Below are 22,272 nucleotides of genomic sequence, written 5' to 3'. Positions count from 1 at the left end.
TTTATTCTATCAAATAATATGGCATATATTATTCGGTAAAATCGAATGAAAAAGCCATGACCTTTGAACAACTCCGCATTTTCATCGCCGTCGCCGAACGCGAGCACCTGACAAGGGCCGCGCAGGCAATCGGGTTGACCGCCTCGGCTGTCAGTTCCGCTATCAAGAACCTCGAGGCATTTTACAATGTCGAGCTGTTCCATCGCGTCGGCCGCAATATCGAATTGACCGAAAGCGGCCGGGTGTTTCTGGGTGAGGCCAGGGCGACGCTGGCGCGTGTGCGCAGCGCCGAGCTGATTCTCTCCGAAATGGGCGGTCTGACGCGCGGCGAAATCACTGTCTGCGCCAGCCAGACCATTGCCAGCTACTGGCTGCCGCCGATCCTCATGCAATTCAAGAAGCTTTATCCGGGTGTTACGCTGAAACTCGATATCGGCAATACGAAAACGGTAACGCAGGCCGTGCTCGATGGGCTGGCTGAGGTCGGCTTCATCGAGGGCAAGATCGACGAGCCGGCGCTGATGGTGCAGCCCGTGGTATCCGACAAGCTTCTGGTCGTCACCGGCTCCGCCCACCCCTTCGCCGACGGCCGTTATCTCACCGCCCTCGATATTCTATACGGAACGTCCTGGGTGTTGCGCGAACAGGGTTCCGGCACCCGCTCCGCCTTCGAGGCGGCGGTGCGGCAGATGGGTGTCGACCCGGCAGATCTTTCCGTGATGCTGGAACTGCCCTCCAACGAGGCCGTGGTGATGGCGGCACGCTCCGGCGGCGCGGCGACGGCGGTTTCCGCTTCCGTCGCCTCCCTCTTCTTACGCCAGGGATTGTTGGTCCGCGCCGGCATCGATCTGCCCGCCCGCAATTTTGCTCTGTTGCGCCACAAGGAACGTCACACCAGCCGTGCCGCCATGGAACTGGAACGCCTCAGCCGTGCCGCCTCGGAGGACTACAAGGCCGGTCTTGCCGGTTTGTAGGTCGAAAGGCCGCGCGGCATTATCGGGATCGCGGTGCGCGGGCAGAGCCTATCACGTCAGCTCATGCGCAACGACGTGATGAACGATTCGATAGTCCCTGCTTTCCTCTCCCAATGGAGCGAGTGGCCATTCCCATGCGGCGGCCGGCGCGGACAGATCAACGCCATGCAGCAAGTCCTCGTGCTGGTGCAGGCTGCCGTCTTTGCCGATAACGTCAAAGGATGTGTCCGTTACCAGGCACGCCTTGCAGGGAAGGGCGGCCAGCGCATCCAGATGCGTCTGCATGAGTCTCGGCAAAAGGTCATCAGGCGCGCCGGCAATCTTCTCCCGCTCCAGCCGATGCCGCGCGCCGGTGCCGATCTGTGACAGGAGGTTGGCCGAGACGACGAAATCCAGATAGGGCACCCGCCGCAGGAACTCGAGCGGTTCCGGTTCTTTACCGGCAACGATATCGTCAAAACCGGAAAGATCGCGGTTGACGATGCGCACATTCTTTTTGGAATTGAAGCGCAGTTTCGCCTGCACGCTGGCAAGATGCACCAGATCGACCAGAACCACGGTATCGAACATCGCCACCAGCGCATCGTATGGCACGTCGCGCAGCAGACCCGACCCGAGCACCACCGCCGTCCGTCTCGGTTTGAGTTTTCTCACCGATTGCAGCACAAATTGCTGGCTGTTGTTTTCATGCTCCGCCCATGCTGTTGCGCAGCGATTGGCGCGCGCCCATAGATTGACGGAATAGCGGATATGCGGCCGGAATGGGTTCGGCGTGGCCGCACGCGTGGCGGCATATTGCAGGGCTTCGAGGATCATTGATGCCTAACGGTAAATTTCGCGGCGATGGCCAATTTCCACCACCAGCACGACAAGCTTGTGGTCCTGTATATCGCAGATGATACGGTAATCGCCTACCCGGTAACGCCAGAAGCTGCCGAATTCTGAGCCTTGCAGGGCGGCACCTGTCTGGCGGGGATTGTCGAGCGCCGCTACTCTCTCTTGAAGGAAAGCGCGGATACGCTGACGCGTCTGCGGATCGATTTTCCGCATCTCTTTCTGGACAAGAACATCGTATTCAATTGTCCAGATCACGCCAGAACTCCTCGGCGCTTACCACCTTTGATTCACCGCGCTGGATGCGTCGCGTCGCCTCTTCGGCTAGATAGAGATCTTCCATATCCTCAATATGTTTCTCAATCGCCTCGCGGATATAGTAAGCGGACGTACGGCCCGTGCGCTCGGAAAGCGCTTTCAGCCGTTCATAGGTCTCGTCCGGCAGGCGGATGGCAGTCTGTTTGCTCATTGCTTGCGCCCTTTTCGAATAAAATGGGATACATGCATCCCATATAGCATTGTTTGCCCCGTGCGGCCAGTAGAACCAGAGGCTTTGCGGCTTGCCGCACCGGGCTTCATCATCTAATACACCGGCATAATTTCAGGAAAATATCGGATCGGCATCATGAGCGAAAAAGCAAAAAAGCCTCAGAAACTGAAAGCCCGCCTGCCGCGCGGCTTCGTGGACCGTTCTGCTGCCGATATCCATGCCACCAATGAAATGATCGACAAGATCCGCAAGGTCTACGAGCTTTACGGCTTCGATCCGGTGGAAACACCGCTGTTTGAATATACCGATGCGCTCGGCAAATTCCTGCCTGATAGCGACCGTCCGAACGAGGGCGTATTTTCGCTGCAGGATGACGACGACCAGTGGATGAGCCTGCGTTACGATCTCACTGCACCGCTTGCCCGCCATGTCGCGGAAAATTTCAACGAAATCCAGCTGCCCTACCGTACCTATCGCGCCGGTTATGTGTTTCGCAATGAAAAGCCCGGCCCCGGCCGCTTCCGCCAGTTCATGCAGTTCGATGCCGATACGGTCGGTGCTGCCGGTGTGCAGGCCGATGCCGAAATGTGCATGATGATGGCCGATACGCTGGAAGCGCTTGGTATTGCGCGCGGTGATTATGTCATCCGCGTCAACAACCGCAAGGTGCTGGACGGCGTCATGGAGGCCATCGGCCTTGGTGGCGAGGAAAATGCCGGTCGTCGCCTGAACGTGCTGCGCGCCATCGACAAGCTCGACAAGTTCGGCCCTGATGGCGTGAAGCTGCTGCTCGGTCCCGGCCGCAAGGATGAGTCCGGCGATTTCACCAAGGGTGCGGGTCTCGGCGAAGAGCAGATCGAAAAGGTTCTGTTTTTCGTCGGCATCAAGGATTATGCGGAAAGCGCCGATGATCTCGCACAACTGGTTGCGGGCACATCCAAAGGCGCGGAAGGCGTCGATGAACTGAACATCATCGGCTCTCTGGTTTCCGGTGCCGGTTACGATGCGACGCGTATCAAGATCGATCCCTCCGTCGTGCGCGGTCTCGAATATTACACCGGCCCTGTCTATGAGGCCGAACTGACCTTCGACGTCACCAACGAAAAGGGCGAAAAGGTCGTATTCGGCTCGGTCGGCGGTGGCGGCCGTTATGATGGTCTCGTCTCTCGCTTCATGGGTCAGCCGGTTCCGGCAACAGGCTTCTCCATCGGTGTTTCCCGTCTGATGACGGCCTTGAAGAACCTCGGCAAACTCGGTCAGGTCAAGCCGCTCGCCCCGGTTCTCATCACCGTCATGGATGGCGATGTGGACAGCATGGGCCGTTACCAGCGCTTCACGCAGGCGCTGCGTGCCGAGGGCATCCGCGCCGAAATGTACCAGGGCAACTGGAAGAAATTCGGCAATCAGCTGAAATATGCCGACCGTCTCGGCTCCCCCATCGCCATCATCCAGGGCGGTGACGAGCGCGCCGAAGGCGTCGTGCAGATCAAGGACCTGATCGAAGGCAAGCGCCTCTCCGGCGAGATCGAGGACAATGCCAGCTGGCGCGAAGCGCGGGTGGCACAGATCACCGCGCCAGAAGCCGAACTGGTGGCGAAGGTTCGCGAGATTCTGGAGCATCATGCAGAGGACGTTCGCCGCGCCGCTGAAGGGCGCTGAGGCGATGGCGATCCTCGCGCTCGATCACCTTCAACTGGCGATGCCCGTCGGCCGGGAAGACGAGGCGCGCGCCTTTTATGGCGACCTGCTCGGCTTTGCGGAGCAGGCAAAACCCGCCAATCTGGCGGCGCGGGGCGCATGTTGGTTCTCATCTGGACCGATAAAACTCCACCTCGGCGTCGATCAGGATTTCAGACCTGCCAGGAAAGCCCATCCTGCCTTTCTGGTAGACGATCTCAGTATCTTGCGAAAAACACTTGAAACTGCAGGCTACCATGTGGTTGAGGATGAGCCGCTCGAAGGATATCACCGGTTTTATGTCCTTGATCCCTTCGGAAACCGCATCGAAATGATGCAGCCGCTCGAACCGTGACGAAAAGTACCGTTCCATGCCCCTGATCGACATGCCGGAATTTTCCGGAGAGCTACTGGAAGAATTCGCCGCGCGCCGCACAAGTCGTGTGAACACGCCTGTGATCCAGCCTGCCGAACCGTTTCTGGATATGGCGGGCGAGGATTTGCGTCGGCGTATTTTCATGACGGAGAGCGAGACAGGCGAAAGCCTGTGCCTGCGCCCCGAATTCACTATTCCCGTCTGCCTGCGCCATATCGAGACAGCGACGGGTACGCCGAAGCGTTACTCCTATCTGGGTGAGGTCTTCCGCCAGCGCCGGGAGGGTGGGAACGAGTTTTATCAGGCCGGCATCGAGGATCTTGGCGATACCGATATCGCCGCCGCCGATGCCCGCGCCGTGATTGATGCAACCGCCATTCTGAAACGCCTTTTGCCTGGCCGTTCGCTCGCCGTCACGCTGGGCGACCAGCAGGTGTTCGAGGCGGTCGTTGCAGCGCTCGGCCTGCCGCTCGGTTGGCAGAAACGGCTGGTGCAGGCTTTCGGCGATATGGCGCAGCTCGACGCGCTGCTGGAAAGCCTCGTGCACCCCAAGCCCATGACCGGCCTTGACGCGCGGGTCGCTGGACTTCTGGCAACGGGCGAAGAGGCGGTGCTGGTCGATTATCTCGACACGGTAATGCAGGAAACCGGCTATTCCACCAATGCCAGCCGCTCGCCGCAGGAAATCGCTCGCCGTCTGCGGGAAAAGCTGGCGCTTGCCGCCACGCGTCTGCCGGATGAGAGTTTCGAACTGCTCAAGCAGTTTCTGGCCCTGCAGGCGCCCTTGCCGCAGGCCTCGCAAGTTCTGGCCGATTTCGCCGCGAAGGCGAAGCTGAAACTGGACGGTGCGCTTTCCGCTTTCGATAAGCGTGTCGCGGCCCTTGCGAATGCCGGGGTCGATCTCGAAACAGTCAGCTACGGCGCGGCCTTCGGCCGTCCGCTCGATTATTATACTGGCCTCGTTTTCGAGGTGATGGAAGAAGGTAGCGATAGCGTTTTGGCCGGTGGTGGCCGTTTTGACCGGCTGCTGACGCTGCTAGGCGCGCAGGAAAAAATACCGGCCGTGGGCTTTTCCCTCTGGCTGGATCGCATCGAAACGGTGCGCGGGAGCGATAAGCCATGATCACCATTGCCTTGCCCTCCAAGGGCCGGATGAAGGAAGACGCCTCCGCCGTTCTGGAACGCGCCGGGCTGAAGGTCGCAGCTGTCGGTAACGACCGGTCCTATCGCGGCCGCATCGTAGGGCGCGACGATATCGAGATTGCCTATCTCTCAGCCTCCGAGATCGCCCGCGAAATTGGTGCTGGCAGCGTGGATTTCGGCGTGACGGGTGAAGACCTGGTACGAGAGGGGCTGACCAACGCCGATGCGCAGGTGGAATTCTGCGCCCGCCTCGGTTTCGGCCATGCCGATGTCGTTGTCGCCGTGCCGGAAATCTGGCTGGATGTGGACAGCATGGCCGATCTCGGCGATGTGGCCTCGGAATTCCGTGCCCGTCATGGTCGCCGTTTGGCAATCGCAACCAAATACTGGCGGCTGACGCAGCAGTTCTTTTCGCGCCAGCACGGCATTCAGCTTTACCGTATTGTCGAAAGCCTTGGCGCCACCGAAGGTGCTCCGGCGGCAGGGCAGGCGGATATCATCGTCGATATCACCTCCACCGGCTCGACGCTGAAAGCTAACCACCTGAAAATCCTCTCCGACGGCATCATCGTCCGCTCGGAAGCCTGTTTCGTGCGCGCCCGCAAGCCGGACCACGAAGGTGATCCGGCGGTTCAGGAGATCGCGGCGCGAATAAAAGCGGCTGTCTGATAGCATAAAAGAAAAAAGCCGCCGGAGCGATCCGGCGGCTTTTTTCTTGGTCAGCCTATGGGTTCAGGCGCGGGCGGTAACGAAGCCGCGCTTTGCGTCGACGGAGTAGGCGCCTGCACCGAAGGTTGCGAGCAGGATATAGGCGCCGGCAAGGGTGATGTTCTTCATCAGCATGATGCCGTTCAGTGTGTTGATCCAGCCGAGAGCAGGCTCAGGCCAGCCGGGAACGGCAACGGTGCCGCTGTGGAATACGAGGCCGGTGAACACGCAGAATGCTGCAAGCGCCCATGCGGCGATCTTCGTCTGGAAACCGGCGAGAATGGCAAGACCGGCAACGAGTTCGAACAGGCCGGCAAGATAGGCAAGCGCGGTTGCGGCAGGCATGCCGGCGCCCGAGATCATGCCGGCAGTGCCAGCCGGATCGGTGAGTTTGCCGAAGCCGGAATAGATGAAGATGAAGGAAAGCAGAATGCGGGCGATGAGAACGAGAGCGTTCTGGCTGCTGGACATGGAGTATCTCCGGTAAGTGATCGGCGTGTCGCCGGTTAAACTGCAAGGTGATGTCTGGAGATATCAATGACCGAAAATCATGCATCTATAAAGATGAACAATAGAAGACAAATTGTCTTCATTTTGTGAACGACCAACAATGTCGTTCAATGACATTGAGCGCGCATCCCCGTTTGAACGGGACCATTCGACTCGATCTATCTATTTGTTTTAACAAATTTTCCTGACATAAAGCCGCTGCGCAGTTTTACTGGAAACGCGCTAGGCGGCGAAGCGCATATCCTCGAAACGCGGAAACAGGAAGAGCCCCGAAATGCGCCCTTGCTGGCCGATCTCGAAACCCGAGGATTCGCCCATGCAAATAAGCGGCTGCCGCATTGCCGGCAGGGTGAACAGGCCGGTGGAAAAGCAGAAGCGTGAGGGTGCGGCGGAAGCCTGTTCGAAAATTTCGAGCACGCGGTCGTGGTGACCCCGATCATAACAGCGGATCAGGCTGAGCAGGCCGCACTCACCCTGCGGCAGCCCATGCATGAAAGATGCATGTTCGCCAAGCTTGATGACGCCGCTCGAAAGATCGCCGCTCCATTCCTCCGAAATAAAGAAATGCGAGAGGGTCTGAGTATCCGGCATGGTTGTCGCGGCCGCAGGCAGAGCATCGTTGCGTCTTGATATTTCGAACAAATCGCGCCCCCGCATGAACATCGTACCAGCGCTGCAATCTCAAGCGTCGCTGCCAAGTTGATTTTTCATCGCCATCCGCATTCGAGCGTGCCTGCCAAGCATCGAACCCCTTCAATGCTTGCATCCCGCCGCGGCACCCTCACGGGCGCTGACTTATAGTTTATTTTCTTCTACCCACAACAACCTGTCAGAGAGAAAATCAAAAATAATATGTATTCCTTCATCGTAATCGCGAAATATATGAAAAAAAGACAACTAAATGTCGTGCTTATAAACTGGAGAGGGCGAAAATCCGCCCCATCGGCAATTGTGATTCGCCTCTATCGGCACCCGATTATTGCACGCGCTGCCAAAAACAAGCCGACTAAAGTTATCGCTGTTTCAAAAAGAGACAATATTTTTTAAGCCCGATCCCGGCAAGTGAAGATATCGCGCCAGCTGTCCCAAGGGGCATGGGCGGCAACGAAAAAGGGCGATCCGAAGACCGCCCTTTCGTATTCCAGTGACAGGACTGATTAGAAGTCCATGCCGCCCATGCCGCCGCCAGGCATCTGGGGCATTGCCGATTCCTTCTTAGGAAGTTCGGCGATCATGGCTTCGGTGGTGATCAGCAGCGAAGCAACCGAAGCTGCGTTCTGCAGGGCCGTGCGAACAACCTTGACCGGGTCGACGATGCCGAGCTGGATCAGGTCGCCATATTCGCCGGTCTGGGCGTTGTAGCCGTAGTTGTCTTCGTTCCGGTCGAGGATCTTGCCAACAACGATGGAAGCTTCGTCACCTGCGTTTTCTGCAATCTGGCGAACCAGAGACTGCAGAGCCTTGCGGACGATGTTGATGCCGGCTTCCTGGTCGTCGTTCTCACCCTTGACGGTGATCTTCGTGGAAGAACGCAGCAGGGCAACGCCGCCGCCCGGTACGATGCCTTCCTGAACAGCAGCGCGCGTCGCGTTGAGAGCGTCGTCGATGCGGTCCTTCTTTTCCTTCACTTCAACTTCCGTCGAACCGCCAACGCGGATCACGGCAACGCCGCCAGCGAGCTTGGCAAGACGTTCCTGCAGCTTTTCGCGGTCGTAGTCGGAAGTGGTTTCTTCGATCTGCGCCTTGATCTGGGCAACACGGCCTTCGATGTCGGACTTCTGGCCAGCACCGTCAACGATCGTGGTGTTTTCCTTGGAGATCGAAACCTTCTTCGACTTGCCGAGCATGTCGAGGGTAACGCTTTCGAGCTTGATGCCGAGATCTTCGGAAATGACGGTACCACCGGTCAGGATGGCGATGTCTTCCAGCATGGCCTTGCGGCGGTCGCCGAAGCCAGGAGCCTTGACGGCAGCGATCTTGAGGCCGCCACGCAGCTTGTTGACGACGAGCGTTGCAAGGGCTTCGCCTTCTACGTCTTCAGCGATGATGACGAGCGGCTTGCCGGTCTGAACGACAGCTTCGAGAACAGGCAGCATGGCCTGGAGGTTCGAGAGCTTCTTTTCGTGCAGAAGGATGTATGCGTCTTCGAGGTCCGCAACCATCTTTTCCGGGTTGGTCACGAAGTAAGGCGACAGGTAGCCGCGGTCGAACTGCATGCCTTCGACGACTTCGAGTTCGGTTTCAGCGGTCTTGGCTTCTTCAACGGTGATGACGCCTTCGTTGCCGACGCGCTGCATTGCTTCAGCAATGTCGAGACCGATCTGACGCTCGCCGTTTGCAGAGATCGTGCCGACCTGTGCAACTTCTTCCGAAGTGTTGATCTTCTTGGCCTTAGCCTGAAGGTCCTTGACGACTTCTGCAACGGCCAGATCGATACCGCGCTTGAGGTCCATCGGGTTCATGCCGGCAGCAACTGCCTTTGCACCTTCGCGAACGATGGCCTGGGCCAGAACCGTTGCGGTGGTGGTGCCGTCACCGGCGATGTCGTTGGTCTTGGAGGCAACTTCGCGAACGAGCTGTGCGCCCATGTTCTCGAACTTGTCTTCGAGTTCGATTTCCTTGGCGACAGAAACGCCGTCCTTGGTGATGCGCGGTGCGCCGAAGGACTTGTCGATAACGACGTTACGACCCTTCGGGCCGAGGGTGACCTTCACTGCATCAGCGAGAATGTCGACGCCCTTGAGCATCTTTTCGCGCGCTGTGCGGCCGAATTTGACTTCTTTGGCTGCCATTTTCAAAACTCCTGGTTTCGAATGGCCGGACGGGGTCCGGCTTGAAATTTAAGGAAACGATGGGTGCGGCGAAATCAGCCGATGATACCCATGATGTCGGCTTCCTTCATGATCAGAAGGTCTTCGCCGTCGAGCTTGACTTCGGTGCCCGACCACTTGCCGAACAGGACGCGATCGCCAACCTTGACGTCGAGAGCGACGACCTTGCCGGCCTCATCGCGAGCGCCGGAACCGACGGCGACGATTTCGCCTTCCTGCGGCTTTTCCTTGGCGGTATCGGGAATGATGATGCCGCCCTTGGTCTTTGCTTCGGACTCAACGCGACGAACGACGACGCGATCATGAAGCGGGCGGAAATTGGTGCTTGTCATTGCCTAATCCCTCGATCAAATGACTTCAGGAACCTTTTGAAGGTTCACGTGATGGGTGTTAGCACTCCTCTTGTTGGAGTGCCAGCAAAGCCGAGATAAGGAGGCGTCCCCCCGGAGTCAAGAACGCACTGCCGGAAAAATTTCACGGCCTATGGTTACCAGCGTTCCATGACAGAAAATTTCCACGCTATGACGGGCGAGGACAAATCGCTCTTTTTCAGGCAGCCTTCGTTTTCGGCGTAGAGGGGTTTTATGTTCGGATGGTGGCCGGTGGTCCGGAGGCAGGCCTGGCGCCGCTTTTTTCCTTGCCATCGGCGTCCTGCTTTGCCATGTGACGCACACCCTTTTTTCGCACCCGGAAAGCATATCATGGCCCATCGCATTCTCACCCTCGGCGAAATCACTGATGGGTTCGACGTTGTTCTTTCGGATGTCTGGGGCGTGCTGCATAATGGCGTTAGCGCTTTCCCGGATGCGGCGGTTGCGCTGCACGACGCGCGCAAGGCCGGCAAGACCGTGGTGCTCATCACCAATTCGCCGCGTCCGGCCCCCGGTGTCATCGCCCAGCTTCGCGTTCTCGGCGTGCCGGATGAGGCCTATGACCGCATCATCACATCGGGCGACGTAACCCGCGGCCTGATCGCGGAAGGCCCGAGAAAAGTCTTTCTGCTCGGCCCCGAGCGGGACATGCCGCTGCTGGAAGGTCTCGATGTCGAACGGGTCGGCGAGGCGGAAGCGGAATCCGTCGTCTGCACCGGTTTCTTCGATGACGAGACGGAAACGCCGGAAGATTATACGGAAATGCTGAAAGGCTTCATCGCCCGCAAGGCGCCGATGATCTGTGCCAACCCCGATCTGGTGGTAGAGCGCGGCGAGCGCATCATTCCCTGCGCCGGCGCCATGGCGGCATATTACGAACAGCTTGGCGGCGAAGTCCGTATTGCCGGCAAACCGCACGCGCCGATCTATGAAGCCTGCCTTGCGGCGGCGAAAGAAGTGCGCGGCGATTTCCCGAAGGATCGCGTGCTCGCCATTGGCGATGGCATGCCGACGGATGTGAAGGGCGCAATTGCGAGTGGCCTCAACCTTCTTTATATCAGCGGCGGCATTCACGCCGCCGAATATACGCTGAATGGCCAGACGGACGAGGCGCTTCTGAACGCCTATCTGAAGGGGCAGGGCGCGGCTCCCGGCTGGTGGATGCCCCGCCTTGCCTAGGAAACGTCTGGCGTAAGCCGGCGTAAAAAATGGATCGACTGCAATGACCGTCTTTCATCGCAATGAAAAAAAGGAGCCGCTGCCTGAAGGCTTGCGCGGCGGCGTCATCGCGATCGGCAATTTCGATGGTGTGCATCGCGGCCACCGCGCCGTTCTGGACCGGGCGCTGGAACTGGCCGAGGCGCGTGGCGTTCCGGCACTGGTGCTGACCTTCGAACCGCATCCCCGTTCCGTCTTCCGCCCTGAAACGCCGGTCTTCCGCCTGACGCCTGCGCCGTTGAAGGCACGTATTCTCGAGGCCATCGGTTTCCGCTCGGTCATCGAATACCCCTTCGACCGCGAGTTTTCGCAGCGCTCGGCGGAAGAGTTCGTCAATTCCATTCTGGTCGACTGGCTGGGCGCCAGCGCAGTCGTCACCGGCTTTGATTTCCATTTCGGCAAGGGCCGCGAAGGTGGCCCGGCATTTCTGATGGCGGCCGGCAAGCGCAACGGCTTCGACGTGACGCTCGTGGATGCCTTTCGCGACGAGGGCGCGGATGTCGTCTCCTCTAGCCGTATCCGCTCGCTTCTGTGCGAAGGAGATGTGGCAGGTGCCGCCGGACAACTCGGGTATCGTTTCACGGTGGAAAGTGAAGTCATCGGCGGCCAGAAGCTGGGGCGAACTCTGGGTTACCCAACGGCCAACATGGCGCTTTTACCCGAAACGGAGCTGAAAGCCGGCATCTATGCCGTGCGGTTCCGCCGCCCCGACGGAGCGATTTACGATGGCGTTGCAAGCTTCGGTTACCGCCCGACGGTCACCGATAACGGTGCGGCACTTCTGGAAACCTACGTCTTCGATTTTTCCGGTGATCTCTATGGTGAGGTGTGTTCGGTATCCTTCTTCGGGCACCTGCGTGACGAGCTGAAATTTGACGGCTTGGACCCTCTGGTCGCGCAGATCAGGCGGGATGAGGAAGAGGCGCGGGCGATGCTGTCAGGCGTGCGGCCGCTCAGTGAATTGGATGCGAAGATAGCATTTTGAGCGGGCAGATAATCCTGTCCCGGATTGTCGTCGCTTTTCACTTCCTTTTTGCCGGAAAACCGCATAAACAACCGGCCATGTCCCAATACCGGTTGCTGTTTAAAGTTCAGATAGGCCGAATTATTGGCCCGGCCTTCCGCCCGCTCTGAAGAGCCGGAAGGTCCGGGATTTTGGCGCTCGTCATGGCATTTGACATGGCGCTTTCCGTATTTGCCCTCTTTGAAATTGAGACGGCGCGACCGACACGGCGCGCAACAACGGTACAATTATGAGCGACACCGCAGAAAAATTCGACTATTCCTCGACCCTCTATTTGCCGCAGACGGATTTCCCGATGCGTGCCGGCCTGCCGCAGAAAGAACCGGAAACGGTGAAGCGCTGGCAGGAAATGGGCCTTTATAAAAAGCTCCGCGCCTCCGCCGCCGGTCGCGAGAAATTCGTGCTGCATGATGGCCCGCCCTATGCCAACGGCAACATCCACATCGGCCATGCGCTGAACAAGATCCTGAAAGACGTCATCACCCGCTCGTTCCAGATGCGCGGTTTCGATGCCAATTACGTGCCCGGCTGGGATTGCCACGGCCTGCCGATCGAATGGAAGATCGAGGAAGCCTACCGCGCCAAGGGCAAGAACAAGGACGAGGTTCCGGTCAACGAGTTCCGCAGGGAATGCCGTGACTTCGCGGCTGGCTGGATCAAGGTTCAGTCGGAAGAGTTCAAGCGCCTCGGCATCGAGGGTGACTTCGAAAACCCCTACACAACCATGAACTTCCACGCGGAAGCCCGCATCGCCGGCGAACTGCTGAAGATCGCCAAGAGCGGCCAGCTCTATCGCGGTTCCAAGCCGATCATGTGGTCGGTTGTCGAGCGCACGGCGCTGGCGGAAGCCGAGGTCGAGTATCACGACGTTGAAAGCGACATGATCTGGGTGAAGTTCCCGGTGAAGGACGCTGCGCCAGCTCTTTCCGGCGTCTCTGTCGTCATCTGGACAACCACGCCGTGGACCATCCCCGGCAACCGCGCCATCGCCTTCTCCTCGCGGGTCGAATATGGCCTGTTCGAAGTCGAAAGCGCGCAGAACGATTTCGGGCCGCAGCCGGGTGAAAAGCTGATCTTCGCCAGAAAGCTTGCCGATGAGGCTGCTGCCAAGGCGAAGGTGACCTTCAAGTTCGTGCGCGATGTGAAAGCTGAAGAACTGGCCGCCATCACCTGCGCCCATCCTTTGGCGTCGCTTGGCTACGATTTCCCGGTTCCGCTTCTCGATGGCGACCACGTCACCGACGATGCAGGCACGGGCTTCGTGCACACCGCGCCGAGCCATGGCCGCGAGGACTTTGACGTTTGGACCGCGCATCAGCGTGAGCTGGAAGCGCGCGGCGTTTCGCCGGCCATCCCGTTCCCCGTTGGCGATGACGGTTTCTACACCGAGGACGCACCCGGTTTCGGCCCGTCTGCCGAAGGCGGTGCGGCCCGCGTCATGGATGATAACGGCAAGAAGGGCGATGCCAACGAGCGCGTCATCAAGGCGCTGATCGCGGCCAATAACCTGTTCGCGCGCGGCCGTCTGAAGCACAGCTATCCGCATAGCTGGCGCTCCAAGAAGCCGGTGATCTTCCGCAACACGCCGCAGTGGTTTGTCTATATGGACAAGGAACTGGGCGACGGCACGACGCTGCGCTCGCGTTCGCTTGATGCCATCGACCAGACCCGTTTCGTTCCGGCATCCGGCCAGAACCGCCTGCGCGCCATGATCGAAGGTCGGCCCGACTGGGTTCTGTCACGCCAGCGCAGCTGGGGCGTGCCGATCGCGGTCTTCGCCGACGAGCAGGGTGAGGTTCTGGTCGACGAGGCTGTCAACGCCCGCATCCTCGAGGCCTTCGAGGCTGAAGGTGCGGATGCCTGGTTCGCCGAAGGCGCCAAGGAACGTTTCCTCGGCAATGACCATGACCACGCCAAATGGCAGCAGGTCATGGACATCCTCGATGTGTGGTTCGATAGCGGCTGCACCCATACCTTCACGCTGGAAGACCGCCCGGACATGAAGTGGCCGGCGGATGTCTATCTCGAAGGCTCGGACCAGCATCGCGGCTGGTTCCATTCGTCGCTGCTGGAAAGCTGCGCGACGCGTGGCCGCGCGCCCTATAATGCCGTCGTCACCCATGGCTTCACCATGGACGAGCAGGGCCGCAAGCAGTCCAAGTCTCTCGGCAACGTTGTTGCACCACAGGACGTGATGAAAGAGTCCGGCGCGGATATCCTGCGCCTGTGGGTCATGACGACCGATTACTGGGAAGACCAGCGTCTGGGCAAGGCCATCATCCAGACCAATATCGACGCGTATCGCAAGCTGCGCAACACCGTGCGCTGGATGCTCGGCACGCTTGCCCACGATAAGGGCGAGGAGATCGCCTATGCCGATCTGCCAGAACTGGAAAAGCTGGTACTGCACCGCCTGTCCGAGCTGGATAAGGTCGTGCGCGACGGGTACGACGCCTTCGACTTCAAGAAGATCGCCCGCGCCCTGATCGATTTCGCAAATGTGGAGCTGTCGGCTTTTTACTTCGATATCCGCAAGGACACGCTTTATTGTGACGCGCCGTCGTCGCTGAAGCGCCGTGCATCGCTGTCGGTCATCGCCAAGCTGTTCGATTGCCTCGTCACATGGCTTGCGCCCATGCTGCCCTTCACCACTGAAGAAGCATGGCTTTCGCGCTATCCGGATGCGGAATCGGTGCATCTCGCCCAGTTCCCGGAAATTCCGGCGGAGTGGAACAACGACGCGCTGGAAGCGAAGTGGGAGAAAATCCGCAAGGTCCGCACGGTCGTCACCGGTGCGCTCGAAGTGGAACGCCGTGAAAAGCGTATCGGCTCCTCGCTTGAGGCAGCGCCCATCGTGCACATTGCCGACGCCGATCTTCTGGCGGCTCTCTCCGGGCAGGATTTTGCCGAAATCTGCATCACCTCGGCCATTTCGGTGGTCGGCGATGAAGGCCCTGCCGATGGCTTCCGCTTGCCGGAGGTCGCAAAGGTCGTGGTCGAGCAGAAGCTGGCGGAAGGCGTAAAATGCGCACGCTCCTGGCGCATCACCACCGATGTCGGTTCCGATCCGGACTATCCGGAGGTTTCGGCCCGTGATGCGGCGGCACTGCGCGAGCTTGCCGCGCTGGGATGATTTAAAGCTGCTGCGCATCGTTCCTGTCGAAAAATCGATTTCGAGTTTCGGGCCGATGCGCGAGGAAAATGGCCGGATGAATTGCGCTTTAGCTCTTCATCCGGTACACCTGCCTGAAAATGGCCGGATTTGCACGGCAATGCGGGCTACCGCCTGCCGAAAGACGATGTCTGGCGCAATGGGACGGACGGCTGGAAGGGTTTTTATGAAGACGATGAAGGCTTTTGGGCAGGATAACGCGCAGGGTTTGAGCATGTTCCGCACGGTTGCAGGTATCACGGCGATAGGCGTGCTGCTCAGCGCCTGCACGAGCCCGACCTATGGTACGGGCAAGACTGCGGCAGAACAGCTTGTAGACGACCTCGGCAACGCGACTTCGATCACCGGCAACGATCAGGAAAAACGTAACCTGAAATACAGCCCGCGTCCCGGTCTCGTTGTCCCCGCCCAGTCCCGCGCCGAGCAATTGACGACGCCGCAGCAGAACATGGCAAGCCGCGAAAACAACCCGCAATGGGTCGAATCGCCGGAAGAGACCCGTGAACGCCTGCGCGACGAGGCGGATGCCAATAAGAACAATCCGCATTACCGCTCACCGCTGCTTGCCGGCAACGGCACGGCCGGCCAGATGACCGAAAGCCAGAAATGGGAAGCCTTCCGCAAGGCCAAGGCAGATGCCCAGGGTGGCTCTGTCGTCAACGCCCAGCGCAAGTTCCTGACCGATCCGCCGCAGGAATATCGTAGCGTTCCGCAGGATCAGCTGACTGACCTCGGTGAGCCGGAGCAGAAGAAGGAAAAGCGCCGCAAGAAAGAAGCGGCGATGGCAAACACCGGCAAACCCTGGTGGAACCCCTTCTGATAAAATGAAGGGCTTATGGCCTGCGGGAAAGATTGCATCTCCCGCCGGCTGCTTATTCGTCGAGACGTTTCTCGCGAAAGAATTTCCGCAGAATTTCAGCACTTTCGCTTTCCGCCAGCCCCGAATACACATCAGGCGCGTGGTGGCATGTCGGCTGGCTGAAGAATCGCACGCCACTATGCACCGCGCCGCCCTTCGGGTCTTCCGCACCGTAATAGAGACGACGGATGCGGGCAAACGAGATCGCCGCCGCACACATGGTGCAGGGTTCCAGCGTTACATAGAGATCGGCACCGGGCAGGCGTTCCTGTTCCAGCGCCTCGCAGGCCATGCGGATCACGGCGATTTCGGCATGCGCCGTCACATCGTTCAATTCACGGGTGCGATTGCCGGAACGGGCGATGACGCGACCGTCCAGAACCAGGACTGCGCCGATCGGAACCTCCTGCCGCTCACCGGCGGCACGGGCTTCCGCCAGCGCCAGTTCCATGAAATGCGTCCTTTCGGCCATTGCGTTTCAATTTCCTCTTAACCCTTGTGCTTGGACCTGATAGGACAGCCCAAACAACAGGCAAACAGCAAATGACTTTTAAAGACAAGCCGAAGCGTGACGGTGGCAAGACTTTTAGCCGCGACAAGAAGCCGAAAGGCCCCGGCAAGCCCGCCGCAGAGCGTGAAAAGAAACCGGTAGAAGCCAAGGCGGCTCCGGTGCAGGAAGCCGTTATGGGCACCAAGCCAGAGCGCATTTCCAAGATCATGGCGCGCGCCGGCGTTGCCTCGCGCCGCGATATCGAGCGCATGATCATGGAAGGCCGCGTGTCGCTGAACGGCGTCAAGCTGGACACTCCGGTGATGAACGCAACTCTTTCCGACAAGATCGAAGTGGATGGCATGCCCATCCGCGGGGCTGAGCGCACGCGCCTGTGGCTTTACCACAAGCCCGCTGGCCTGGTGACGACCAATTCCGACCCGGAAGGCCGCCGGACCGTTTTCGACAATCTGCCGGGTGAATTGCCGCGTGTGCTCTCCATCGGCCGCCTCGACATCAATACCGAAGGCCTGCTTCTGTTGACCAATGATGGCGGTCTCTCGCGCGTGCTGGAACTGCCGACGACCGGCTGGCTGCGCCGCTACCGCGTGCGCGCCCATGGCGAAGTCGATCAGGCAGCGCTCGACAAGCTGAAGGAAGGCATTGCCGTCGACGGCGTGCTTTATGGCGCTATCGACGCGACGCTCGACCGCACCCAGGGTCACAACGTCTGGATCACCATGGGTCTGCGCGAAGGCAAGAACCGCGAGATCAAGAACGTGCTCGGCGCGCTCGGCCTTGAGGTCAACCGCCTGATCCGTATCTCCTACGGCCCGTTCCAGCTTGGCGATCTGCCTGAAGGCAAGGTGCTTGAAGTGCGTGGCCGCATGCTGCGTGACCAGCTTGGTCCGCGCCTCATCGAACAATCCGGCGCCAATTTCGACGCGCCGATCTACGATGCGCCTGTCGCCGACGATGAAGAAGAAAATACGCCCAAGCGCGCGCCCCGGTCCGAATGGGCAAAGAGCGATGCGCCGGAAGGGAAGCCGCGGTTCGACAGGGCTGCCGGCAAACCGGAAGATCGCCGCGAAAAGGCGCTCGGCCGTCTCGACACCAAGCGCGGTGACAAGCCAGCCGGCAAGTTCGGTGGCAAACCTGCCGGGAAATTCGGCGCGAAAACCCGTGGCGAAGAGGATGGCGAAGAACGCCGCCCCGCCCGCCCGCCCGCGGGCACCAGCCGCACGGCCAATGTCTGGATGGCGCCCGGCGCAAAGCCCACCCGTGATGGCAAGGAGCGGAAGTTTTCTGCCCGCGCGGAAGCGGAAAGCCTGTTCAAGAAGCCATCCGCCCAGGCGGAAGCGCGCCGCAACGTCGTCAGGCATGCCGATTCCGAGGGCGAGTGGATCCGTTCGGATTCCCCGCGCGAAGAGGAAGGCGGTCGTGGACGTGGCGACGGCCCGCGCGGTGGAAAGAGCTTTGGAGATCGCGGCGGGAAATCCTTCGGTGACCGCCCGTTCCGTGACAAACCACGTGAAGCGGGAGATCGCCCGCGTGGCGACGGTCCTCGCGGCGAGAAGAGCTTCGGAGATCGCACCGCACGCGGTGGAAAACCGTTTGGCGACCGTCCGTTCCGTGACAAGCCACGTGAGGAGGGTGATCGCCCGCGCAGCGACCGCCCACGCGGCGAGAAGAGCTTCGGAGATCGCACAGCACGTGGTGAGAAACCTTTCGGTGAGCGTCCGTTCCGCGACAAGCCCCGCGAAGACGGTGATCGCCCACGCGGCGACCGGCCTTTCGGTGACAAGCCAAGAGGCGCAAAACCGGGTGGCAAACCCGGCGGCAGGCCCGCATCGGGCAAGCCTTCTTTTGGAAAACCGGGTGAACGTGGCGAACGTTCGGGTTTTTCAGGCAAGGGCAAAGGCCCCGGTGGCGGTAGCGGCCCCGGCGGCGGCAAACCGGGCGGCAAAGGCCCGGGTGGCAAACCTTCTGGTGGCAGGGGAATGACACGTAATGCGGATCGTAGGCGGTGAGTTCCGCGGCCGAAATCTGGCCGCGCCGAAAACAAATTCCATTCGTCCGACAATCGACAGGACACGGGAAAGCCTCTTCAATATTCTAAGCCATGCCTATCCGGAAAGTCTTGACGGTACGCGCGTTCTGGACGTTTTTGCCGGAACGGGCGCGGTCGGGCTGGAGGCGCTTTCGCGTGGCTGTCGTGTGGCGCTCTTCGTCGAAAACGGCGTTGAGGGCAGGGGGCTGTTGTGGGAAAATATCGATGCGCTGGGGCTGCATGGGCGTGCCCGCATCCTGCGGCGTGACGCGACCAAGCTTGGCGGCGTCAACAATATCGAGCCCTTCGATCTCCTGTTCGCCGATCCGCCCTATGGCCAGGGCCACGGGGAGAAGGCATTTGCCGCTGCCCATGCTGGCGGCTGGCTGGCACCCGGTGCGCTCGCCATTCTGGAAGAGCGCGGCGATGTTGTGGTCAATGTCGAGCCGGTGTTCAAACCGCTCGAAAGCCGCATCTTCGGTGACTCGAAAATGCACTTCTACCGCTACGAGCCCTAGAGCATTTCCAGCAAAAACGGCCCCCGGTTTCCGTGCGGAAATGCCGCAAAACAAAGAGTTAGAGTGTTTTCGCGATTTGAAGAAAAGCGAAAACGCTCTGACGGCAGCACTTTCCCGTCACGTCACTGTCTTGTCTTGTTTGCCGAATAGGCAGAGGCTTTGCCGTGGAAAGGGTCTTGGGTATTTGGCATGGAGCAGGGTGTAAACGACAGCGTCACAATGGTTCACGCCGGGCAAGAGGCAATCGATGCCAGCCGCGAGAGCGGTCATGAGCCGACATTCGGCCTGGCGCTCGGCGGCGGTGGCGCACGCGGCATCTGCCACATCAACGTTATCGAGGCATTCGACGAACTAGGCATTCGCCCGGTCGCGCTTTCCGGCTCCTCCATCGGCTCCATCATCGCAGCAGGCATGGCGGCCGGCATGAGCGGCAAGGAAATCCGCGAATATACTCTCGAACTCATGGGGCGGAAGGGTTCGGTCGCCAACCGTCTCTGGAGCCTAGGCCCCGCATCCATGCGCCATGCGGTAGATGGTTTTCGTCTTGGCCAGTTCAATCTCGAACTCATTCTGCACGCCTTGATGCCGCAGGCCCTGCCGAAAGATTTTTCCGAACTTGCCATTCCCCTGAAAGTGGTGACCACGGATTATTATGCGCAGACCGAAGTGGTGGTGGAAACCGGCGAGATCATCCAGGCGCTGGCGGCTTCTGCGGCTATTCCGGCTCTATTCATGCCGGTGCGCGTCAACGGCCGCATCATGATCGATGGCGGCATCTTCAATCCCGTGCCCTATGAGCATCTGATGGATCAGGCCGATATCATCGTCGGCATCGATGTGGTTGGCGGCCCTGAAGGTGACGGCACCACCATGCCGAACCGGCTGGACAGCCTGTTCGGCGCCAGTCAGCTGATGATGCAGGCGGCCATTGCCCTGAAACTCAGATTGCGCCCGCCGCATATTTTCCTGCGCCCACCGGTGCACCGTTTTGGCGTGCTGGATTTCCTCAAATCGGAAGAAGTTCTGAACGCTTCCGCCGGGATCAAGGATGATCTGAAACGGCAGATCGAAATGCAGGTGGAACTGTTCCATCGCGGGCAGGGCGTGGAGGCTTGAGCGGTACTCCTTGAGTATTCGCTATGGGCGAGCGCGTGCCGCTTAGTGGGTGACTGCTATTTCACCCTCGTCTTCGTCCTCTTCTTCCTCGCGCTTTTCCACCTTGTTCTTCGGCTTCATCAGTGGCTCAGGCTTCACTTCGCGCACCGGCTTGTTGTGCAGCATCTGCCTGCCGGCGGCGAGCCCTTCCACGGCCTGTAGCTGCAATCTCTCCTCGTCGCGCTCGCGTATGTCGTCGGAAATGGCAAGCGCCCTTTCGCCGTCCATGTCCAGCCCTTCCAGAATGCGGCGGCCAAATAGCAGGCCGGATTCCAGAGTCTCGCGGATTTCGTATTCCACGCCCTTTTTCCTGAGATCGAGGGAATGAATGCGGTCATAGGAGCGGGCATAGATGCGCACGCTTGGAAATTCCGACTGGATCATGTCGATGATGCGGTCGGTGACTTCCTTTTTATGGGTGCAGACCGCCACGAGATCGGCGCGCTCTATGCCAGCCGCGATCAACACGTCCTTGCGTGTACCATCGCCAAAAAAGATGCGGAAACCGAAGCGGGAAGCCTGACGTACACGATCGGCCGAACTGTCGATGACAGTCACGTCGCGCCCACCGGCAAGCAGGATTTGCGAGGCGATCTGGCCGAAGCGCGAAAAGCCGATCATCAGCACATCGGCGCCAGCCCCGTCAAAATCCTCGTCCAGCGTGTCCTCATCGGCATCCTCCGCCGTCAGCCGGCGAGAAACCACTGCCAGCAGCGGCGTCAGCGCCATGGAAAGCGTCACGATGGCGACAAGGATGGAAGCCGTCGCCTGCGGAAACAGGCGGGAGGCGGCAGCAGTGGAAAACAGCACGAAACCGAATTCGCCGCCCTGCGCCAGCAGCAGCGCGATACGGCTCGATGCATAACGGGACGAACCGGCGATGCGGCACAGCCCATAGATTACGGCCGCCTTCACAGCCATCATCGCCGGCACGGCGATCAGGATGAGAAGAATGTGCTCGTAGACGATGTTGATGTGCAGCGACATGCCGACAGCCATGAAGAACAGCGCCAGAAACAGCCCGCGAAACGGCTCGATATCGGCTTCCAGCTCGTGCCGATAAGAAGATTCCGACAGCATCAGCCCGGCCAGCAGCGCACCCATGCCCATCGAAAGCCCAACCGCCTCCATGATGGCGGCCGCACCGATGACGACGAAGAGGGCGGCGGCGATCATCACCTCCCGCGCACCCGTGCGGGCGATGATCTGGAACATCGGCGTCAGCAGATAACGCCCGGCCAACACCATGCCAGCCACCGCGACAACGGAGGCGACGAGATCGTAGGCCATCGAATCCGTCGGCACGTCCGGGCGGTTGGAAAGAATGGTGACAAGGGCAAGAAGCGGTACGATGGCGAGGTCCTGAAACAGCAGGATCGAGAAGGAGCGGTTGCCATGCCGCGTATTCATGTCGCCATCGTCTTCAAGAATCTGTAACGCAAAGGCGGTGGAGGAGAGTGCAAGGCCGAAACCCGCAACGAGGCTGCCGCGCGCGTCGATCAGCCCGGCCCACCAGGCAATCAACGCCAGCACGCTGCCCGTCACCAGCACCTGCGCCAGCCCTAGCCCTAAAATATCGCGCCGCATCTGCCATATGCGCGACGGCTTGAGTTCGAGGCCGATAATGAAGAGCAGGAAAACCACGCCCAGTTCCGAGACGTTGAAGATATCTTTCGCGTCTGTCACCAGATGCAGGAACGGCCCGATGACGATGCCCGCTACCAGATAACCGAGCACGGTGCCAAGGCCGAGTTTGCGAAAAATCGACGCCGCGATGACAGCGCCGGCCAGAAGCAGCAAGGGTTCGGAAAAGAGAGCGTCGTGCTCGGTCATGCTGGCTGACTTTCGAATATGGTGGCGACAAAGCCTTGT

General features: G+C 59.8%; 21 protein-coding genes. 12 read left to right on the top strand and 9 right to left on the bottom strand.

What is annotated here, in order from left to right:
- Positions 1–56 precede the first annotated feature (56 nt).
- Positions 57–974, top strand: coding sequence for a LysR substrate-binding domain-containing protein (locus FB593_RS06155; protein ID WP_004432220.1), 918 nt, complete (start codon positions 57–59; stop codon positions 972–974).
- A gap of 51 nt (positions 975–1,025) precedes the next feature.
- Here FB593_RS06155 and FB593_RS06150 read toward each other — a convergent pair whose 3' ends face one another.
- The 3 genes from FB593_RS06150 to FB593_RS06140 are packed head-to-tail and all read right to left on the bottom strand — an operon-like array spanning position 1,026 to position 2,277.
- A complete protein-coding gene (locus tag FB593_RS06150; protein ID WP_111796760.1) occupies positions 1,026–1,790 on the bottom strand; it encodes a hypothetical protein in 765 nt (254 codons plus the stop codon).
- A gap of 6 nt (positions 1,791–1,796) precedes the next feature.
- Positions 1,797–2,066 carry a type II toxin-antitoxin system RelE family toxin gene (locus FB593_RS06145; protein ID WP_111796761.1) on the bottom strand — a complete coding sequence of 90 codons (270 nt, stop codon included), beginning with the start codon at positions 2,064–2,066 and terminating at the stop codon, positions 1,797–1,799.
- Positions 2,050–2,277 carry a DUF6290 family protein gene (locus FB593_RS06140; RefSeq protein WP_013635548.1) on the bottom strand — a complete coding sequence of 76 codons (228 nt, stop codon included), beginning with the start codon at positions 2,275–2,277 and terminating at the stop codon, positions 2,050–2,052. The genes FB593_RS06145 and FB593_RS06140 overlap by 17 nt, the downstream gene beginning before the upstream one ends.
- 156 nt (positions 2,278–2,433) lie before the next feature.
- On the opposite strand from FB593_RS06140, the gene hisS reads away from it, so the two are divergent.
- From hisS to hisG, 4 genes are read left to right on the top strand one after another with little or no spacing between them, the layout of a single operon-like run.
- Positions 2,434–3,957, top strand: a complete 1,524-nt coding sequence (hisS, locus tag FB593_RS06135; RefSeq protein WP_038489960.1) for a histidine--tRNA ligase — start codon at positions 2,434–2,436, stop codon at positions 3,955–3,957.
- Positions 3,958–3,961: 4 nt separating this feature from the next.
- Positions 3,962–4,330, top strand: coding sequence for a VOC family protein (locus FB593_RS06130; protein WP_113292026.1), 369 nt, complete (start codon positions 3,962–3,964; stop codon positions 4,328–4,330).
- A gap of 16 nt (positions 4,331–4,346) precedes the next feature.
- Positions 4,347–5,474, top strand: a complete 1,128-nt coding sequence (locus FB593_RS06125; RefSeq protein WP_113291965.1) for an ATP phosphoribosyltransferase regulatory subunit — start codon at positions 4,347–4,349, stop codon at positions 5,472–5,474.
- Complete coding sequence (gene hisG / locus FB593_RS06120) at positions 5,471–6,163, top strand: ATP phosphoribosyltransferase (protein WP_145166391.1); 693 nt, start codon at positions 5,471–5,473, stop codon at positions 6,161–6,163. The genes FB593_RS06125 and hisG overlap by 4 nt, the downstream gene beginning before the upstream one ends.
- Before the next feature lie 63 nt (positions 6,164–6,226).
- On the opposite strand, the gene FB593_RS06115 is transcribed toward hisG, so the two are convergent.
- The 4 genes from FB593_RS06115 to groES all read right to left on the bottom strand — a co-directional run bounded on the left by FB593_RS06115 (position 6,227) and on the right by groES (position 9,875).
- Positions 6,227–6,673: a DoxX family protein gene (locus FB593_RS06115; protein ID WP_013635551.1), complete on the bottom strand. Its 447-nt coding sequence runs from the start codon at positions 6,671–6,673 to the stop codon at positions 6,227–6,229.
- A 261-nt stretch (positions 6,674–6,934) separates the two neighbouring features.
- Positions 6,935–7,369 (bottom strand): hypothetical protein, encoded by a 435-nt coding sequence (locus FB593_RS06110; RefSeq protein WP_025592588.1) that lies wholly within the window; start codon positions 7,367–7,369, stop codon positions 6,935–6,937.
- A 500-nt stretch (positions 7,370–7,869) separates the two neighbouring features.
- Positions 7,870–9,504: a chaperonin GroEL gene (gene groL / locus FB593_RS06105; RefSeq protein WP_004432205.1), complete on the bottom strand. Its 1,635-nt coding sequence runs from the start codon at positions 9,502–9,504 to the stop codon at positions 7,870–7,872.
- A 74-nt stretch (positions 9,505–9,578) separates the two neighbouring features.
- Positions 9,579–9,875: a co-chaperone GroES gene (groES, locus tag FB593_RS06100; protein ID WP_003494080.1), complete on the bottom strand. Its 297-nt coding sequence runs from the start codon at positions 9,873–9,875 to the stop codon at positions 9,579–9,581.
- A 369-nt stretch (positions 9,876–10,244) separates the two neighbouring features.
- Between groES and FB593_RS06095 the strand changes: the two genes are divergently transcribed.
- The 4 genes from FB593_RS06095 (at position 10,245) to FB593_RS06080 (ending at position 16,148) form a co-directional block, all read left to right on the top strand.
- Positions 10,245–11,093, top strand: coding sequence for a TIGR01459 family HAD-type hydrolase (locus FB593_RS06095; protein WP_004432196.1), 849 nt, complete (start codon positions 10,245–10,247; stop codon positions 11,091–11,093).
- Positions 11,094–11,136: 43 nt separating this feature from the next.
- Positions 11,137–12,117 (top strand): bifunctional riboflavin kinase/FAD synthetase, encoded by a 981-nt coding sequence (locus tag FB593_RS06090; protein ID WP_145166390.1) that lies wholly within the window; start codon positions 11,137–11,139, stop codon positions 12,115–12,117.
- Positions 12,118–12,385: 268 nt separating this feature from the next.
- Complete coding sequence (gene ileS / locus FB593_RS06085) at positions 12,386–15,289, top strand: isoleucine--tRNA ligase (RefSeq protein ID WP_145166389.1); 2,904 nt, start codon at positions 12,386–12,388, stop codon at positions 15,287–15,289.
- 205 nt (positions 15,290–15,494) lie between these two features.
- A complete protein-coding gene (locus FB593_RS06080; protein WP_019564237.1) occupies positions 15,495–16,148 on the top strand; it encodes a hypothetical protein in 654 nt (217 codons plus the stop codon).
- A 52-nt stretch (positions 16,149–16,200) separates the two neighbouring features.
- Here FB593_RS06080 and FB593_RS06075 read toward each other — a convergent pair whose 3' ends face one another.
- The gene (locus tag FB593_RS06075) at positions 16,201–16,659 is read right to left on the bottom strand and encodes a nucleoside deaminase (RefSeq protein ID WP_097101644.1); all 459 of its coding nucleotides are present in this window, start codon (positions 16,657–16,659) and stop codon (positions 16,201–16,203) included.
- A gap of 71 nt (positions 16,660–16,730) precedes the next feature.
- Between FB593_RS06075 and FB593_RS06070 the strand changes: the two genes are divergently transcribed.
- From FB593_RS06070 to FB593_RS06060, 3 genes are all read left to right on the top strand, one after another.
- Entirely contained in the window at positions 16,731–18,707 is a 1,977-nt protein-coding gene (locus tag FB593_RS06070) for a pseudouridine synthase (RefSeq protein WP_145166388.1), read from the top strand.
- On the top strand, positions 18,688–19,245 hold the full coding sequence (gene rsmD, locus FB593_RS06065) for a 16S rRNA (guanine(966)-N(2))-methyltransferase RsmD (RefSeq protein WP_004432183.1): 558 nt from the start codon (positions 18,688–18,690) through the stop codon (positions 19,243–19,245). The genes FB593_RS06070 and rsmD overlap by 20 nt, the downstream gene beginning before the upstream one ends.
- Positions 19,246–19,434: 189 nt before the next feature.
- Positions 19,435–20,361, top strand: coding sequence for a patatin-like phospholipase family protein (locus FB593_RS06060; RefSeq protein WP_013635561.1), 927 nt, complete (start codon positions 19,435–19,437; stop codon positions 20,359–20,361).
- A 42-nt stretch (positions 20,362–20,403) separates the two neighbouring features.
- Here the strand turns inward: FB593_RS06060 and FB593_RS06055 are convergent, their stop codons facing one another.
- Entirely contained in the window at positions 20,404–22,233 is a 1,830-nt protein-coding gene (locus FB593_RS06055) for a monovalent cation:proton antiporter-2 (CPA2) family protein (protein ID WP_004432178.1), read from the bottom strand.
- Between the last annotated feature and the right edge of the window lie 39 nt (positions 22,234–22,272).

Source organism: Rhizobium sp. SJZ105 (genome assembly GCF_007828365.1).
Taxonomy (GTDB): Bacteria; Pseudomonadota; Alphaproteobacteria; order Rhizobiales; family Rhizobiaceae; genus Agrobacterium; species Agrobacterium tumefaciens.
The sequence above is the reverse complement of the archived record's forward strand: the minus strand, read 5'-3'. Positions and strand labels throughout refer to the sequence as shown.

What these genes read in the sequence shown, in the direction of transcription:
- groL (WP_004432205.1), bottom strand. Translation starts at nt 9,504, where the DNA reads ATGGCAGCCAAAGAAGTCAAATTCGGCCGCACAGCGCGCGAAAAGATG.
- FB593_RS06155 (WP_004432220.1), top strand. Translation starts at nt 57, where the DNA reads ATGACCTTTGAACAACTCCGCATTTTCATCGCCGTCGCCGAACGCGAG.
- FB593_RS06140 (WP_013635548.1), bottom strand. Translation starts at nt 2,277, where the DNA reads ATGAGCAAACAGACTGCCATCCGCCTGCCGGACGAGACCTATGAACGG.
- FB593_RS06125 (WP_113291965.1), top strand. Translation starts at nt 4,347, where the DNA reads ATGCCCCTGATCGACATGCCGGAATTTTCCGGAGAGCTACTGGAAGAA.
- groES (WP_003494080.1), bottom strand. Translation starts at nt 9,875, where the DNA reads ATGACAAGCACCAATTTCCGCCCGCTTCATGATCGCGTCGTCGTTCGT.
- FB593_RS06150 (WP_111796760.1), bottom strand. Translation starts at nt 1,790, where the DNA reads ATGATCCTCGAAGCCCTGCAATATGCCGCCACGCGTGCGGCCACGCCG.
- FB593_RS06095 (WP_004432196.1), top strand. Translation starts at nt 10,245, where the DNA reads ATGGCCCATCGCATTCTCACCCTCGGCGAAATCACTGATGGGTTCGAC.
- FB593_RS06075 (WP_097101644.1), bottom strand. Translation starts at nt 16,659, where the DNA reads ATGGCCGAAAGGACGCATTTCATGGAACTGGCGCTGGCGGAAGCCCGT.
- FB593_RS06070 (WP_145166388.1), top strand. Translation starts at nt 16,731, where the DNA reads ATGACTTTTAAAGACAAGCCGAAGCGTGACGGTGGCAAGACTTTTAGC.
- FB593_RS06060 (WP_013635561.1), top strand. Translation starts at nt 19,435, where the DNA reads ATGGAGCAGGGTGTAAACGACAGCGTCACAATGGTTCACGCCGGGCAA.
- hisG (WP_145166391.1), top strand. Translation starts at nt 5,471, where the DNA reads ATGATCACCATTGCCTTGCCCTCCAAGGGCCGGATGAAGGAAGACGCC.
- rsmD (WP_004432183.1), top strand. Translation starts at nt 18,688, where the DNA reads ATGCGGATCGTAGGCGGTGAGTTCCGCGGCCGAAATCTGGCCGCGCCG.
- hisS (WP_038489960.1), top strand. Translation starts at nt 2,434, where the DNA reads ATGAGCGAAAAAGCAAAAAAGCCTCAGAAACTGAAAGCCCGCCTGCCG.
- FB593_RS06080 (WP_019564237.1), top strand. Translation starts at nt 15,495, where the DNA reads ATGAAGACGATGAAGGCTTTTGGGCAGGATAACGCGCAGGGTTTGAGC.
- ileS (WP_145166389.1), top strand. Translation starts at nt 12,386, where the DNA reads ATGAGCGACACCGCAGAAAAATTCGACTATTCCTCGACCCTCTATTTG.
- FB593_RS06130 (WP_113292026.1), top strand. Translation starts at nt 3,962, where the DNA reads ATGGCGATCCTCGCGCTCGATCACCTTCAACTGGCGATGCCCGTCGGC.
- FB593_RS06090 (WP_145166390.1), top strand. Translation starts at nt 11,137, where the DNA reads ATGACCGTCTTTCATCGCAATGAAAAAAAGGAGCCGCTGCCTGAAGGC.
- FB593_RS06110 (WP_025592588.1), bottom strand. Translation starts at nt 7,369, where the DNA reads ATGCGGGGGCGCGATTTGTTCGAAATATCAAGACGCAACGATGCTCTG.
- FB593_RS06055 (WP_004432178.1), bottom strand. Translation starts at nt 22,233, where the DNA reads ATGACCGAGCACGACGCTCTCTTTTCCGAACCCTTGCTGCTTCTGGCC.
- FB593_RS06115 (WP_013635551.1), bottom strand. Translation starts at nt 6,673, where the DNA reads ATGTCCAGCAGCCAGAACGCTCTCGTTCTCATCGCCCGCATTCTGCTT.